The sequence below is a fragment of the Marinimicrobium sp. UBA4209 genome (genome assembly GCF_002381585.1).
GTDB lineage: Bacteria > Pseudomonadota > Gammaproteobacteria > Pseudomonadales > Cellvibrionaceae > Marinimicrobium > Marinimicrobium koreense.
The window spans coordinates 1-16,475 of the sequence record NZ_DFTP01000009.1 but is presented as its reverse complement, the minus strand read 5'-3'; the positions used below and the strand labels follow the sequence as shown (position 1 = coordinate 16,475).

The following is a 16,475-nucleotide window of genomic DNA, read 5'->3' as shown; positions in this document are numbered from 1 at the left end:
ACGGCGGATGCGCGCTACGCGCTTATCCGCCCTACGCAACCTCCTGAGCCACGCGAAGGCCGCACCCGTCGCCGCAACCCCCGCAATTACGCACCGCACGAGGTCACATCCGTCGCCGAGGCCCCCGCAATTACGCATAGGGCGGAGCCGAGCGCAGCGGTATGACCTGCATCCGCCGTAACCCAAACCTACCTCATCCGCCGCTTCCCGTCCCTGATGCATCAAAGAGGTTAAACGGTGACTTCAACCAACCGCTTTTCCGAGGCCAGCAGCGGGAAATACAGGGCGGTTTTGATGGGGCGGGTTTCGCCCAGGTCTTGCATCACCTTGGCGTAGCGCGCCAACTGCGGCGTATAGGTCGCCACCTCCTGCGTCACAAACGCCTCCGGCGACTGATCCGCCTCCGGTTGGCTGCTCTTGTAATCCACAATCCAGCGCACACCGCCATCCACAAATGTCCGGTCAATCACCGACTCGCGTACCTCACCGCCCACAGCATGATGAATCGCCAGCTCACAGGCGCTTTCCTCATGGGCCGGGTCCAGCAGCCAGCGACCGTCCGGGTCGGTCAGCGTCTGATGCAGCCCCCAGCGAATCTTCTCCAGAGCCTCCGCAATCGTGTCCGGCTCCCAGCCGAACTGGCGCAGCTGCAAGGTCCAGAATGGGCGCTGCTCCTCCGCCCAGGCCTCGGACCAGGCATCCAACGGCTGCTCGCTCAACCGCTGTAGCTGGTTGTGCAATACGGTGCCGGTATGGCGGGCCAGGCGAGCGGCCGGGGCTTCCACTTCCGGAAGGTTCTCCTCGTCGCCAAACTCCCGCCCCCGGTATGCCTGTAACACGGTCACCTCGGAGGGTGCCGGCGCCTGCCAGTCTGGGGGCAGGCGCAGAATGTGTTGGAGTCCCTCGTAGGCGTGGTCACTGTTGGCGCTTGCTGAGGGCGATTGGGTGCCCGCCGGGGCGCTCAACATCTGCGCCTGTACGGGCTCCCAGATGGTGCGTAACAGGGAGCCCTGGCGGGGGGCGCGAGGCTTGCCGCTGCGCGCATCCAAACCCACGCAGGCCAATAAATGCAGGCGTTTGACCGCGCGGGTGCAGCCGACGTATAGCAGCCGGGTGGCCTCGAAGCTGTCCCGCAGCTTGGCTTCGTTGCGCATGAATTGGTAGAGCGGGTCGGTATCGGTGCCGGTGGGAGCCAGCGGTCCCAGCAGCAGTTGGCGTTCCCCGGCCTGATTGATCCGCTGTTGCCAGAGCAGCAGCTCTTTGTCGTCGTTACTGCTGGCCCGGTCCAGCCCCGGAATGATGACGGTGTCGAACTCCAGCCCTTTGGACTTGTGCAGGGTCATCACCTGCAGGCGCGGGTCGGCGTCGGCCCGGGGGGCAGCGAACAGGCTTTCGACGCCGCGCTCGAAGGTGTTCCAGTCCCGCAGGCCGCCGCCGTGCTGGTGCTTTTCCACCAGGTTGAAGTAGCTCGGAATATCCTGCGCGTCGCCGGGCTCGGCCAGCAGAGCCGGGCCGCCCAGCGCCAACCAGACGCCCTCGATCCACTGGCGTAGGGGCTTGCGATGACGCTCCCGCCAGGCGGGCTCCAGCACGGACATCAGTCGATCCAGGCACCGCCGACCGGTGTCGCTGATTCCGGAGATTCGATCGCGTTCCTGCAGCTGCTGCCAGATCATCGGCCAGCCGTACTTGGGCCAGGGGTTCTGCGCACCGAGATCGGTGGTGACCAGTGCGTGCAGGTCGTTCAGGTCGAGACCACACCAGGGGGCGCGCAGAATCGAAAGCCAGGCAATGCGGTCGTCCAGGCTCAACAGGGCTCGCGTCAGGGACATCAGGTCGACAATCGCCATGCGACTGGCGAGTCGGTCGATTTCCGTGGCCTGCCAGTGCAGGCCGCGCCGGGCCAGGGCGGGGAGTATCCACTGCAGGTGCGGTCGGCTGCGCACCAGAATCGCCACCGAGTCTTCCTCATCGGCGGCCAGGGCCTGCTCGGCGAGCTCGGCGACCGACTCGGCTTCCTGCAGTTGCGCCAGGGTCTTGTCCGGGCTGGCCTCCGGGTTGACGGCTTCACTGTCGGCGTCGTCCGAGTCGTTCTGATGCAGACAACCGTAAAACTGGACGGCTTCATTCTCGAGTGGGGCATTGAAGGCGATGGACGGTGAATAGCGCACCGCACCCCGGCCAATATCGTCCCGGGCGGGAAAGGCCCGGGAAAAAATATCGTTGACCCAGCGAACCACGTTGGTCTGGGAGCGGAAGTTCACGGTCAGATCCAGCGCGGTCATGGGTACCTCGCCAATGCCGTGCTCACGGGCGTCCAGGAACAGGCCCACGTTGGCGTCGCGGAACCCGTAGCAGGACTGCATGCCATCACCGACGATAAACAGCGTGCGGCCGTCGTCGGGTTGCCAGCCGGCGGTCAGCTGCTCCAGCAGCCGTAACTGTGGGGCGGCGGTATCCTGAAATTCGTCCACCAGAATATGCTGAATACGGTAATCCAGTTTTAGGGCGATATCCGTTGGGTTTTCTTCATCCCCCAGAGCGAAGCTGGCTGCCTGGGCAATGGCACTGTAGTCGGTGGCGCCCAATTGTTTGAATATCAGGGTCAGCTCGGCGCTGAGCAACGGCAGCAGACGGGTCAGGCTGTCGAGCAGTTGCCACTGGCTTTCGGTGTATTCCGCGGGTGGTAGCTGGCGCACGGCGTGCAGCTGCTCGGCCAGGTCCGGGGTTTCTTCCTGAATCTGTGCGACCCACTCGCCGTACTGCTCTTTCAGTGCAGCGCCGGGTTTGCCCGCGGGGAAGCCTTCCTTTTTGGTCAGCCGCTTGCGCCACTCCCCCTTGGCGGTGAGCATCAGTTCAGCGAGCGCCTGCCAGTCGGCCACCGTCGACGGGCTCGGATCGGGCAGGGCGGTGATGCCTTTCAGGCGCAGAATCGGGCTTTCCGGGTTGTCCTGCTCGACGTTCGTGGCGGCCTGATCGGCCAGGTGGCAGAGATCGCTGGCGTGGTAGCCGATGCCTTCGATCACCCGGTTCAGTTGTTCTTCAATTACATCTTGCAGTACTGCCTCAAGGTAGGGGCGGGCGTGGGCCTGTTGAGCCTCGAGCATCACCCCCAGCCACTGGTCCCGCTTGGCCAGCAGACGCATCAGCAGCGTCTCGATGGCCGGCAGGTTGGTGTCCAGGTGACGCAGCAGGCGCTTCAGGTCCTCCCGGACGGTGTCGTCGGTTTCCAGGCGGGCCAGGAACTGATGTACGGCCTGGCGATAGGCGAGTTCCGGGGCGTCCAGGGTGTCCGGTTGCGCGCCGAGCTGGCTGTCCAGGGGCAGTTGCCGGGTGATGGCGCGACACAGACTGTCGATGGTCTGGATGCGCAGTCGCTGTGGACTCATCAGCAGTTGCCACTGGCACTCTTCGTCGCGCTGCAAGACCGCCTGAGCCAGACGCCAGGTGCGCCGGGCGTGGGGGTTGTCCGGCTCCGACCGTTCGGCGGCCTCGCGCAGGGCCGCCATGATGCGGTCCTGCATTTCCCCGGCGGCTTTGCGGGTGAAGGTGATCGCCAGTACTTCTTCCGGAGCGTCGCAGCGGGCCAGCAAGGTCAGGACGCGCTGAGTCAGCAGCCCGGTTTTCCCGGACCCGGCGGGCGCCGCCACCGCAAAGGAGCGGGTCGGGTCCAGCGCCGCCTGCCGGGCGTCGAAGTCCGGGGGCGCATCGGGGCTGAAGGCGCCGTGGGGGAGGTTGTCCAGAGTTGTTGGGTCCATAAAAAGAACGTGTCAGGTTGGTCGAAAAGTTGGGTAACGGCGGATGCGGGCTTCGCCCTTATCCGCCCTACGGGTAGCGCTTCAGGTGGCGTAGGGCGGAGCCGAGCGCAGCGGTATGACCCGCATCCGCCGTAACCGAACCCGGCCGCATCCTCCGTTGCTTTGGTTTACAAAATAAACCGCGCGACGGTATCGGCTTCCAACACCCGGTTTAACGGTACCAATTGCCCGCTGTACCGCTGCGCCTTGGCGTCCTTGAAATCCACCCGGGCATCGCCGGCCATGAAGGTCCGGGCCAGGTCGCTCAGTACCTCGCGCCACTCGGCCCGCTGAGCGTCCCAATCCTCGCTGGGCTTGACGCCGGGTGGGGGCGTACTCAGGGCTCCGAGGCCAATCCACTGCAGCGCTTTCGGGTTCAACTGCGCAAAGGCGATACCGCTGACCGGGTCTTCCTCGGTGACCGCATACAGCGGCAGCTGGGGTTCGTCGGGGCGCGGGCCCTGCCACTGATTGGCATTGAGGTCGGCGCCGGTTTTGTAATCAATCAACAGTCGCTCGCCGTTTTCCAGCTCGTCGATGCGGTCGATAAAAAGCGTCAGGTTCAGGCCATTGAATTCAATCAGCCGGCGTTGCTCGGTGGCCACGACGCGGAAGGGCGGGCGTTGTTTTTCCAGCATCAACCAGCGCTGTACCATCCGGCTCAATCGTTCCTGCTCCAGGGCACAATACTCCGGCCCCAGTTCCCTCGGTCGCCGCTGACGGATCGGCGCCAGGGTCTGTTCACAGGTGCGACTGATGAGGTCGTTCAGCGCCTCCTCTTCAATGGCGTGCAGTTGCGAGGAGTCCCTCAGGGTTTTCCACACGGTGGCCAGCACGCCGTGCAACACCGTACCGCGCTCGGCGGCGGAGAGGCCCAGTACCGGCGCATCCGGGAGCTGGGCCCCCAGACGCAGTTGGGCGAAGGCGTTGAACGGGCAGGCTGCCTGATGCTTGAAAAGCGAACTGCCGCCGGGCGCTTTGCTGCCGGCGGTGATGCCGGGTCCCTTGGCGCTGTGTACCGGTGTGAGTTCTCGGGCTTCCTCCAGAATGGCCTCGAAGGCCTGTCGGGCACTGATGGGCTCCGGGACCAGTTCGGCCAGTGGGGTCTCCGGCAGGGCGCGAATCAGCGGGCTGGGTGACAGGTCGCCCTGATCGTCGCTGTGGGGTGCGCTGAATACCACCTGTTCGGCGCATTGCCGGTAGTGGTCGGTCAGGCTGCGGGCAAAGTGCAGTTCCCGCTCGGCGCTGGCGTGGGGCATCTGTCGGTCCCGCTGCAGTTCGAGCGGCAGCAGGGGGTTGGGGGCGGGCACCGGGGGCCACTGGCGCTGATGCAGGCCCAGTACCCAGCAGTGGCTGAAGCGCAGTCCGGCACCCTCCAGGGCCCCGAGAATCTGAATGGGAGAGTCCGGTGTCTGGGCCTGAAACGGGGTCTGTTGGGCCAACTGGTTCAGTTGGCTCAGGGCCTGAGTCAGACTCAGGTCGGCGCCGGTGGCCTCCAGAGCGGCGAAGGTTTCCAGCAGCTCATGCCAAAGCCCCAGTTGCTGGAACTCCTGACTGTCCAACCGGCGCGGGCCGGGCCAACCCAGGGTGTCCAGTTGCTGCCGGAAAAGCTGGGCCCACTGGCGCGCGCTGGTGGATCGGGGCATGCGTCGTCGCTGCTCGTCGAGTAGCTGCAGACGCCGGTTCAGCGTCGGTGCCTGTGCGGTGGTGTCGGGCGGAAGCGCAGGGCTTGCTTGCGCCTCACTCAGCCAATCGGTGATCACCTGGCCATGAAAGCGCAGGTCACTGCCGGTGAGTTCAAATTTGCCCTGCTCCCGCAGCCGAGTGACCCACTGCGCGCGTAGTACGGCCTCCGCATCCGGCTCCCCCCAAAACGAGTTCTGAAGCAGTTGGCACACCTCGCTCAGCGGCCACTGATCCCGCAGTAGGCCGAGCAGGCTCAAGGCGGCGTGAATCAGTGGCGTCGCGCCCAGCGGTACCCCGGCGGAGAAGTTGAATGGCAGGGTGTAACGGGGCGTACCCGGCAGAGGAACGGTGGGCTCGAAAACCTCGGCGAAGATCCGCTCCACCTGATCCCGTCTCTGGCCCAGGTCCGGTACGATAATACCGATGACCGCCTCCGCTGATGCTTGTAGTTGGCGCAGGCTCCACAGGGCGGCGGCGCGCAGCTCGGTGTCCGCATCCGGGGCCGCGACGCGATGTAGGTGGTTGTCGCGGGTGCCTTTGGGGGAGAGCGCGACGCGTTCGAGCGCCGCGGCTTCCAGAATCCGCTGATGCAGGGGAGGCAGGTCGTCAAAACCGAGTAGCCAGAGGCGGGGCTCGGGCTTCAGGGCACCGGTTTCATAGGCCTGGGCGACAATCTGCTGGCCGGCTTCCGGTGTCATCAATCGACGACTCGCCAATCGCTGCTCAAAGTGCTCGGCCCAGCGCAGGAAGCTGCGGCTATTGCCGTTCAGATAAGGATCCTGCCGGAGCGTATCGGGCGCCACCTCCCACAGCGTGAGTGCGCGCAGCGCCGAGTCGGCCTGCTGGGCCAAGGGGTCCGCCTGCAGAAGGGTTTGGGCTTCATCCGACTGACCGATCACTTGCTCCCAGACCCATTGGCGTTGGTGGCGGCTGGCCAGTGCCCGGTCGCAACCGGGGTAGCCCCGGCTCACCAGTGTCTGCCACTGCTCATCCAGCCACCGGTTGAGAGGCCATACTCGTGGGGCGGCCCAGGCCTTTTTTCCCTGCTCGCGCTGATAGTGGCTCCAGGCCTTCAGCAGGTGGCGCCGCAGGCGATCGTTAGCAGTGATGATGGGTTCACCGGCGTTCAGGGCGGGTAGCAGGGGGCCGAGATCGAATAGGGAGGTTGCCATGGTGCTCCGGGGTTTTCGGTCGTTGGGGCAATGCGCGAAGAATAGCATGACCGGCGCGAGGCTTCAGGGGCGCTTGTTCCATTGAACGAATGATGCGCCAAATTCTGTGCTAGTCTTGAAGGAGCTGTCAGAAAAACGAAGGCAGGCGGTGCCCACGGAGCTTTTACGGGGTCACCATTGAGCGGGGCCGCCATTCAGGGGAATACAGATGCCGTTGATGACATCGATCAACACCAAACTGTTGGCGATCGTGGTCTTGTTCGCAGCGATCAGTGGGGTTTTGATCGGTTTGTGGCAGGGAGCAGAGGAGTCGCGCCGTCTGCAACAGGGGTACGACGAGCGCCTTCAAATGCTGGGCGAACGTTACCGGGATCGCCTGACTCAGGAGTTTGCCCGTCGCCAGAATCTGCTGGTGGCCACTCGTGATGCTCTGGCCGATTCACTGATCCGCACTGCCGGGGATACCGTGCCTCTGGACTTTGGGTTTCAGCGCGACCCCGATGGCGCGGTACGGGAGTACCTGGGGGAGTCCGGCCTATTCATTCACCGGGACTCTCCGATCACCGACGATATGCGCCGACTGGTGTACCACACCAACGGTACCTGGTTGAATATCGAGCCTCTGTTGAAGACTCAATTCAATGCCTTTTATCTGATCACCAAGGACCGGGTCAGTCGCATCTGGCCTGCCTCGCTGGTATCCGGGCACTTACCTGCCCACGATGTGACCCAGGAAATTTTCTACACGCTTGCCGCTCCCGTTGAAAATCCCCTGGGGAAACCACGCTGGACCCCTATTTATTTTGACTACTACCCTCAAGTCTGGACCACGTCGTTACTGGTGCCGCTTTACGTCAATGGTCAGTTTGAAGGTGTGGTAGGGGCGGACCTGGATATGTCGTTCCTGTTCAGTCAGATCAATCAGTTGGAGTCGGACTTCGAATCCCTCAACGGGTTTATTTTCAGTGCCGATGGCGAACTGATCCTGCACGGCGATCAGTCGCTCAGTGCACCGGCCCAGCAGCGCGGCGATTATGAGGTGTTCAACCAACGGGCCGAGTTGAGCCCGGGCATGCGTGAGTTCATCGACCGGTCCCGGTCGGGACAGTGGCCGCCCGGCGGAGTCTATAACCACGAGTTACGGGGGGATATACAGCGTATCAGTTACCAACCACTACCCGAACTCGACTGGTATATCGGGCTGCACTACCCCGAGTCGATGCTGGAGTCCCGGCATGCGGAAACCATGATGACGATTTACCAGAATATTGCGGGAATGTTGTTGTTCCTGTCGTTGGGGATGTATTACGGGTTGAAGTGGTTGGTAACGCGACGGATTCTGAAACTGGCGGATATGACCGAGCGCATTGGTGCCGACAATTGGTCGATCCGCCTGCCGGAGTCGGGCAACGATGAAATCAGTCAGTTGGCCCGGGGCATGAACCGCATGCTGGAAAAAATCAACGAGCTGTTTCGCGGACTGAATAACAGCATTCAGGATATGGAACGGCTGGCCTATTACGACCAGCTCACGGGCTTGGAGAATCGGCTCCTGTTCAAGGAGCAGTTGCGTACCGCACTGTACGCGATTCGGCGTGAAGATCAGAATCTTGCGTTGTTGTATCTCGACCTGGATCACTTCAAAGACATCAACGACAGTCTCGGTCATGAGGCCGGTGACCGTTTGTTGGTGAGTGTCTCCCAGCGCCTGCGGGCCTGCCTGAGAGAGGAGGACTCGGTGGCTCGTTTGGGCGGAGACGAGTTTGCAATATTATTGCGCAATGTCTCCGAGCCCCGCTATGCGTCGGTGGTGGCGGAAAAGATCATCGACGCCCTGGGATATCCGATCCGGCTGAACGCCCAGGAAGTGGTGGTAGGAACCAGTATTGGCATTACGCTCGCGCCGGATGACAGTCGGGATCTAGAATTGTTGATGCGCAATGCCGACTTGGCGATGTATCAGGCAAAATACCACGGACGCAATGTGTATCGCTTCTACACGCCGGATATGAACCGGGAAGTAGAGCAGCGTTTGCGCCTGGAGCGCGAATTGCGCCTGGCGTTGCAGAACCACGAGTTTGAGCTCTATTACCAGACCCAACTCGATATGCAGACCGGAAGGGTGGTCGGTATCGAGGCGTTGCTGCGTTGGAATCACCCGGAGCGCGGCCTGGTGCCGCCGGATGAATTTATTCCCGCAGCGGAGGACAGCGGCCTGATCGTGCCCATCGGACAGTGGGTCCTGCGTGCCGCCTGCCAGCAGGCCAAAAATCTCTACAAGGCTCAGTTCAAACACGTAAAAGTGTCGATCAACGTGTCAGCGAGGCAGCTCAGTGACCGGGACTTTGTATCGGACTTCAAAGCAGTGGTAAGAGACACTGGGGTGGAGCCGGAACAATTGGTGCTGGAGGTGACCGAGAGTACTTTGATGGCGGACACCCAAGTCGCATTGGCACATCTGCATGCACTGCGCACGTTGGGTGTGGGGCTGGCAATTGATGACTTTGGTACCGGCTACTCCTCCCTGAGCTATCTGAAACGCCTGCCCGTCACCTGTCTTAAAGTGGATCGCAGCTTTGTCCAGCATTTGCCGGCCGATGACGAGGACCGGGCCATTACCACCCTGATCGTCGCCATGGCCAACAGTCTGAACTATCGGGTGGTGGTCGAAGGGGTGGAGACTGAGCCGCAGTGGGCCTTTCTGCGCGAGTGTGGTTGTCACTTTGGTCAGGGCTATTACTTCAGTTACCCGGTGCCGGTGGAGCAGCTCATGGTGGGGTTGCTCGAAGCGCAGAAGCGCCATTGATGGTCGTCAGTTATTGGGTACGGCGACCACCTGAATATCGTTGATGCCGAACTCGGCCAGTGCCGGCCCGAGCCGCTCGACCTCGGGGCCATCGGCGGTAAAAAGTGCTTGGTGAACCGGGCTTTCACTGGCTGACTTCCTGCGACCGAGCTCGGTCAACCAGTAGGCCACTCGGCGGGCGATCGCCTCCCCGGAATCAATCAGTGCGACCTCGGGTCCGACAACGGCCTGCAACTCCTGCTTCAGGAGCGGAAAATGCGTGCAGGCAAGCACCAGAGTATCCATTTCCGGAGCGCGCGGATGGCTCAGCATGGGTGACAGCAGGTCCTGAAGCTGTGCCAGGGAAGGCGTCTGTCCGCGCAGGTGCGCCTCGGCCAGCCGGACCAGCTCGGAGCTTCCCAACGAAATGACCGTGCAGTCGGCGGCAAATTGCTGGATCAGGTCCCGTGTATAGGAGCGGGCAACCGTCCCCGGAGTGGCGAGCAAGCCTATGACTCTGGAGCGCGATTGATGGGCAGCGGGCTTGATCGCGGGGACCACGCCCACGATCGGCTCGCGAAAGTGCGCCCGGATGTGCGGCAGGGCCAGGGTGCTGGCACTGTTGCAGGCCACGACCACTACATCGGGGCGGCTGTGCTCGATCAGCCGGTGCAGGACCCGATCGACCCGCGCAACGAGGACCTCTTCGCTTTTCGTACCGTAGGGAAAGGCGGCATTATCCGACGCATAGCTCACCGAGCAGTGCGGAAGCAGTCGCTGAATGTCCGCCATAATACTCAGGCCGCCCACCCCGGAGTCGAATACCAACAGGCGAGGGGGGGGATCAGCGGGCATTGTACAGGTCCGTGGTCATTGGCTTCACAGTCGTTCTTGTGCTCCTGGAGTGACTATTGTTCCTGCCGATGGGCTCACGGTGTCGCCAACCGCGGCGAATGTGTCGTGGGCAGGGCCGGTCAGGCTTGGTAGAATCGCCGCGACGATTGTATTTTGCCCCCCGGTTCTGCACAAGGGAACCGACCAGATAACGGGAACGATCTTTGCCTCTGACCAATGTGACTTTACTGATGGCCGCCGCGGGTGGCCTGCTGAGCGGCCTGATACTGACCGTGCTGTTCTACCACTGGCGACTCAAGGAAGCCGTGGCGGCCCGCACCCGGGAGTTGGAGCAGACCCTTCAGCAGGCGCACAGTGACTGGGCGCTGGAGCAGGCCGATCATCGCCACGAGCGCGACCGCCTGGAGCGGCAGTGTCTGGATCTGCGCCGGCGCGAAGACGAGTTACGCCAGCAGTGGCAGGAAAGTCAGCATCAGCATGAGCAAACCCGACAGCGCCTGAACACGGCTCAGCAGGAGCTGGCCGCCGCCCGGGAGAAGCTCGAGTACCTGGGAGAGGCCCAGCGGGAGTTGCGCCAACGGGACCAGGCGCTTGCCGAGGCACGACGGCAGGCGACCGAGCTGGAAACCCGGCTCGGGCAGGAACGGGAGCAGTTTGAAGCCCAGTTGGTCCTCTTGCAGGATGCCAAAAAGCAACTGACCAGTGAATTCGAAAATCTGGCCAACCGGATTTTTGAAAGTAAGCAACAGCAGTTCTCCCACAGCAGTAAATCCCTGCTGGAAACCGCCATCGATCCGCTGAAAACCCAGCTCACGGACTTCCGCCGCAAAGTGGAGGACGTGTACGAAAAAGAAAACGCTGAGCGCAACAAACTCGCCGGCCACATTGAGCAGTTGCACCGTCAGGCATTGAAAATTGGTGAGGATGCCGTCAACCTGACCCAGGCGCTCAAAGGCAATACCAAGTCCCAGGGCAATTGGGGCGAGGTGGTGTTGGAGCGGCTGCTGGAACAGTCCGGGCTGCAGAAAGGCCGGGAGTATGAAACCCAGGTCAGCTACGCGAGTGCGGATGGCGGGCGCCGCACGCCGGATGTCATCGTGCGCTTACCGGAGAACAAGGACATCATCATCGATGCCAAGGTTTCGCTGGTGGATTATGAGAAATATTGCAACAGCGATGATCAGGACGAGCGCGACCGATTTCTCGGGCAACACATTCAGTCACTACGCAACCATATCCGTGGCTTGAGCGTAAAAGACTACGAGCAGCTCGACGGTGTTCGGGCGCTGGATTTCGTGTTCATCTTTGTCCCGATCGAAGCCGCCTTCATGCTCGCGCTTCAGCAGGACCCGAAACTGTACAGTGACGCCTACGACAAACACATCATTCTGGCCAGCCCGACCACATTGCTGGCCATTCTACGCACCGTCGAAAACATCTGGCGGTACGAAAAGCAGAACAAGAATGCCGAACGCATTGCCAGGGATGCCGGGGCTCTGCACGATCAGTTTGTGCTGCTGTTGGATGCGCTGGATACCGTGGGCAATCACATCGGTAAGACCCAGGAGGCGTTCGATACCGCGCGTAAACGCCTGGCGACGGGTAAAGGAAACCTGTTGCGTCGGGTCGACAACATTCGCCGGTTGGGCGCCAAAACCAAAAAGAGCATCGCTCGGGACAAGCTGGAAGAGGCGGATGAGTCCGAGACTCTATTGGACGTTGATGAGCCAATGGACGCCGATGAGGCGCTGGAGGATGGGGCCGAGCGGGAAGACGAAAAAGCCACGAATTGAGCCTGTGCGGACGCGTCGAGCCGCCGATCGTAAATCTGAATTGTCTGAATTGATAGTTGACTGAAAGGATCAAACCATGAGCAGTACCTGGATCATTCTGAGCATTGTCGGAGCCGTCATTATTGTCGCTTTGGCCGTTGTGGCCGGCATTCTGCAATACAAGGTGCACAAGCTGAACCAGGCCCGCAAAGCCCAGGAATCGGCACTGCAGGCCGAGAGCGACGCCCAGCGTGAACGCATCAACAAAAGCATTCAGGTTATCGCCCACGCTGTCGGGTCCGACGATATTACCCTGACCGAAGCGAGCATCCGGATCAGTGTATTGCTGGACAGCCTGGGGGTAGAGGATGAAGTGCGGGACGAATTCTCAGCCTTTTACGAGCTGAAAGGAGCGACCGAGCACATCCCGTTCCTGGATGCCTGGAAAGCGCTCAGCAAAAAAGAAAAATTCCGTTATGACCGGGAGCGCACGACTCAGGAACAGTTCCACGAGAAAGCGGTGGTGGACGCCGCCAAACGCATCCGCGGCCGCAACTTCTGATTGATTCACCGTTTCAATCATCGCTTGCGCAGTACCACCCCGCACTCCAGGTGATGGGTGTAAGGGAACTGATCAAACACCGCAAAATGTTCGATACGATGGGTCTGGGTCATGGTGTCCAGGTTGTGCTTTAACGTATCCGGGTTGCACGACACATACAGAATATTGTCGAACCGTTGGGTAATGCGGGTGGTGTGTGGGTCAAGCCCCGCCCGGGGCGGATCGACAAAAATGGTGCTGAACCCGTAGCTGTCCAGATCCACGTGGCGCAACCGGCGAAACGGCCGGACCTTGTCCAGCGCCTGGGCAAAATCCTCGCTGGACATCCGCACCAGGGTGACATTGTCCACACCGTTCAGGCGCTGATTGTACTCGGCGGAGGCCAGCGAACTTTTGGCCAGCTCGGTGGCCAGAACGTGGCGGAAGTTCTGGGCCAGTGGCAGCGTGAAATTGCCATTCCCACAGTACAGCTCCAGCAGATCACCACCGAAAGACCGGCTGTGCTCCACGGCCCAGGTCAGCATTTTTTCGCAGACGCGACCATTTGGCTGGGTGAATCCGGTTTCTACCTGTTGATACTGGAAAACCTTATCGGCCACCTGCAGGCGCTCAACCACAAAGTCCCGGTCCATCACCACTTTCTGTTTCCGGCTTCGACCAATCAGGTCCACGCCCAGCTGTTTTTTCAGGGCCCGGGCGGCCTCTTCCCAGGCTTCATCCAGACGCTTGTGGTAGAGCAGGGTGATCAGGGCTTCACCGGACAGGGTGGTCAGAAACTCCACCTGAAACAGCTTCAGCCGCAGTATGGGGTCGGCATTGATGGCGGCCAGCAGTTCGGGCATCAACCGATTGATCTGTTCGGAGGCGACGGGAAAGTCATCGATCAAAAACGGTTTTTTGTATTCCCCCGGCTGATACATGGCGTAGTTCACCTGGCCATCGTCCTGCCACATCTTGAACTCGGCCCGCAGCCGGTAGTGCTTTTCCGGGGAGCTGAATACGTCAATCTCGGGCAGGTTGAAGCGCGCAAAATCCTCTTTCAGTCGCGCCACTTTCTGGTTCAGTTGGGCGTCGTACTGATCGGGGAATACTTGATGAATGGCCATAACGTCGGGTCTGTGTGAAAGGCGGGGGCATCCGCCCCGGAAAAAGGGCGGATTGTATCAGTTCAGGAGCGGTTTTTCAGGGCGCTTGGCACTCACCCCAATCACAGACGATAAAGCTCTGGCTCTGCTGACCGCAGTAGATGCCATAGGCTTCATGGGGCCACTCATTGGCGATCACCACCAGTTCGGCGTTCGGACAGGTGTTCGCCATGCGCCGCTCGATTTCCCGGTAGCTGCGCCCGGGGGCGAGATTGCGAGGGATTTCAAGGGCTAGGGTGGGCACCTCACTCAGGGCGACCGGCCGTTCGGCATCCGCCACCAGGGCGTCCCGCACCAGAATGTCCCGCTCGGAGTCGGGCGTCAGGTAAGGGCGTTCGGTCAGCGTCGGCTCCAGCTCATCCAGGCGGCGCTCGCAGACAATTCGCTGGTTGTTGGCGCTGCGCTCGTTCAGTCGCAGCTCCTGCACCGCCCGGCCCCGATGCTCGTGCCGGAATCGCACCGCCGACAGCGCCAGGGCATGGCCGGCATAGTCGCGGGTTTCACCTGCCAGCTCCCGGTTCAATTGAGTGTCGGCGCCGGCGAGCAGGTCGCCATGGGTCTCCATCCAGATGGTGCGCAAGTCCTGGGCGTATATCTTCAACTCCGGGCTCACTGCGGCGCACTCGGACAGTAGCCCTTCGGTGTAGATTGCTTCCGTCAGGAGCGCGCGGGCCATCTCGTTGCGCTCGGCCTCGGAAGGCGGTACCACTTTGGGTCCGGCGCAGGCGGTAAGAAACAGGGCAAGTGCTGCCAACAAAGCGGGAATCACGGATCGGCCAGTGGTGTGCGCGGGTGACCGGGTTGGACGTGTTCGAATCATAAGGAAGACCCCGAAGAAAGCGAGTGAGATGAACGATGATGTTCGGTGCGGTCGGCCAGGGGCAGGCGAATGGTAAAGCAGGTCCCCTCCTCGGGCATCGAGTCCACTTCAATGGTGCCCGAGTGGTGCTCGGTGATGATGAAGTAGGAGACCGACAATCCAAGCCCCGTGCCCTGACCGACCTCTTTGGTGGTGAAAAAGGGTTCAAAAATGTGGCGGCGCACATCCTCGGACATGCCCGGCCCGTTGTCCTCAATCTGCAGAACCGCAGCGCCGCGTTCGAGGTAGGCGCGCAGGTGAATGACCGGCGCTGTGCCCTGTGCCTCGTCGCACTCATCACTCTGGAACGCCTGCACGGCATTGCGCAGCAAATTCAGAATCACCTGCTGGATTTCCGCCGCGGAGCCCACCACCGGTGGCAGGTCCGGAGCCAGCTCGGTAATGATGTCCGGGCGCCGATGCCCCTGGCTGCTTTGCAGGTTGAGGGTGTTATCGCTCAACTCCAGCGTGTGTTGGACGATGCGCACCAGGTCGAACTGCTCATGAGCCCGGTTATTGCCGCGGGAGAACTCCAGCATGTTGCTGACAATGTGCATGGATCGCTCGCCGGCCTCGCGGATATCCTCCAGAAAGTGGAATACCCGGCGCTTGTTCAGATACTGGTGAAGCTGTTCCAGCTCGACCCCCAGCTCCCGGGCCACTTTGTGGTTCTGCTGAAGCTCAAGCGAGGTGCGCCGCTGAATGTTCTGTACGCCGTGCAGTACGGTGCTCAGGGGGTTGTTGATTTCGTGCGCCATACCAGCGGCCAGCTCGCCAAGCGACATCATTTTTTCGTTCTGGATCATCATGTTTTCAATGCGCACGCGCATGGTGATGTCATCCAGCCGGATGACCGCTCCGATCGCCTGAACCGCGATCAGCGGGTAGATGCTCAGGTCCGTATAGCGCGCGTTGCTGCCCTGGCCCTCCTGAATGTTTTCATTCACGAAGGGCACGCCGCTTTCGATGGTGCGGGTGATCGTTTCCATGGAAATGGGCAGGGCAGGGTACACCTCGGTCAGTGGTCGCCCCAGCGCCTGCTCCGGATTCAGGCCGGTTTCCAGTTCCGCCGCGCTGTTCCAGTGGGTCACGGTTCCGTCAGGGGTGACACCGATCAGCACCGACGGCATCGCATTGATGATGCTGTGGAGGTAGTCCTGGGTTTCCCGCAACAGAATCTCGGTGGCCTGGTGGTGGGCGACTTCGTCCTGCAACTGTTGATTGGTCTGATTCAGGCTCTCGGTGCGCTCAGCGATGCGGGCCTCAAGCTCCACCTTGTTCTGGCGCAGGGCATTGCGCGCCCGCTTGTTGTTCAGCCGGCTGCGCTGCAGCCCGATGATCAGCAGCGTCTGAAACACCAGCAGCAACCCGATCACCGCCCACAACAGCGCGGCCGGCCACGCGGCCTCCTCCTGAGCCCAGACCGCTGGCGACCAGACCAGCCACAGACCCAGCCAGAGGAATCGAAAACCGTGTTTCAGCTGGCACGCGTTCAAAGGCGATATCACTCAAGTTGTTATCGGTGGTGACAAACAAGCATTCTAACCCCCCAACGACCTAACTTCTAACGAACTGCATCAAAATTCGGCGCCAAATCTTGAACGGGGAATACATCGCTGGGGAAAGGCGGTTTATAAGGGGCTGGAAAAGGCCAATCGCGGGCCGCAAAATGATCAAAAAATGCCCAACAATCAATATCTTGGCTTTTTTATCAATAATTCCCCAAAAGTGTTTGACACCGGTTCGGATTTCGGTAGAATGCGCAGCCCATGGCGAGGGTGGTTAGCTCAGTTGGTAGAGCGGCGCCCTTACAAGGCGTAGGTCACAGGTTCGACTCCTGTA

General features: G+C 61.3%; 9 protein-coding genes and 1 tRNA gene. 4 read left to right on the top strand and 6 right to left on the bottom strand.

All coding sequences use genetic code 11. The features are described from left to right. Positions 1-230: 230 nt before the first annotated feature. The gene (locus B3187_RS01860) at positions 231-3,758 is read right to left on the bottom strand and encodes a UvrD-helicase domain-containing protein (protein WP_286804365.1); all 3,528 of its coding nucleotides are present in this window, start codon (positions 3,756-3,758) and stop codon (positions 231-233) included. Between the two features lie 167 nt (positions 3,759-3,925). Beyond that, positions 3,926-6,655: a PD-(D/E)XK nuclease family protein gene (locus B3187_RS01855; RefSeq protein WP_286804364.1), complete on the bottom strand. Its 2,730-nt coding sequence runs from the start codon at positions 6,653-6,655 to the stop codon at positions 3,926-3,928. A gap of 208 nt (positions 6,656-6,863) precedes the next feature. On the opposite strand from B3187_RS01855, the gene B3187_RS01850 reads away from it, so the two are divergent. Beyond that, complete coding sequence (locus B3187_RS01850) at positions 6,864-9,461, top strand: bifunctional diguanylate cyclase/phosphodiesterase (protein WP_286804363.1); 2,598 nt, start codon at positions 6,864-6,866, stop codon at positions 9,459-9,461. A gap of 6 nt (positions 9,462-9,467) precedes the next feature. Here B3187_RS01850 and murI read toward each other — a convergent pair whose 3' ends face one another. Next, positions 9,468-10,295: a glutamate racemase gene (gene murI, locus B3187_RS01845; protein WP_286804362.1), complete on the bottom strand. Its 828-nt coding sequence runs from the start codon at positions 10,293-10,295 to the stop codon at positions 9,468-9,470. Positions 10,296-10,498: 203 nt separating this feature from the next. Here murI and rmuC point away from each other — a divergent pair, with 203 nt between their 5' ends. Together rmuC and B3187_RS01835 are read left to right on the top strand one after the other, a co-directional pair. Beyond that, on the top strand, positions 10,499-12,088 hold the full coding sequence (gene rmuC, locus B3187_RS01840; protein WP_286804361.1) for a DNA recombination protein RmuC: 1,590 nt from the start codon (positions 10,499-10,501) through the stop codon (positions 12,086-12,088). Between the two features lie 76 nt (positions 12,089-12,164). Beyond that, positions 12,165-12,629 (top strand): DUF2489 domain-containing protein, encoded by a 465-nt coding sequence (locus B3187_RS01835; RefSeq protein WP_286804360.1) that lies wholly within the window; start codon positions 12,165-12,167, stop codon positions 12,627-12,629. Positions 12,630-12,646: 17 nt separating this feature from the next. On the opposite strand, the gene trmA is transcribed toward B3187_RS01835, so the two are convergent. From trmA to B3187_RS01820, 3 genes are all read right to left on the bottom strand, one after another. Then, positions 12,647-13,735 carry a tRNA (uridine(54)-C5)-methyltransferase TrmA gene (gene trmA / locus B3187_RS01830; protein ID WP_286804359.1) on the bottom strand — a complete coding sequence of 363 codons (1,089 nt, stop codon included), beginning with the start codon at positions 13,733-13,735 and terminating at the stop codon, positions 12,647-12,649. Positions 13,736-13,811: 76 nt separating this feature from the next. Further along, complete coding sequence (locus tag B3187_RS01825) at positions 13,812-14,594, bottom strand: hypothetical protein (protein WP_286804358.1); 783 nt, start codon at positions 14,592-14,594, stop codon at positions 13,812-13,814. Continuing rightward, complete coding sequence (locus tag B3187_RS01820) at positions 14,591-16,129, bottom strand: two-component system sensor histidine kinase NtrB (RefSeq protein WP_286804357.1); 1,539 nt, start codon at positions 16,127-16,129, stop codon at positions 14,591-14,593. Before B3187_RS01820 ends, B3187_RS01825 begins: the two co-directional genes overlap by 4 nt. Positions 16,130-16,417: 288 nt before the next feature. On the opposite strand from B3187_RS01820, the gene B3187_RS01815 reads away from it, so the two are divergent. Beyond that, a tRNA-Val gene (locus B3187_RS01815) sits at positions 16,418-16,475 on the top strand.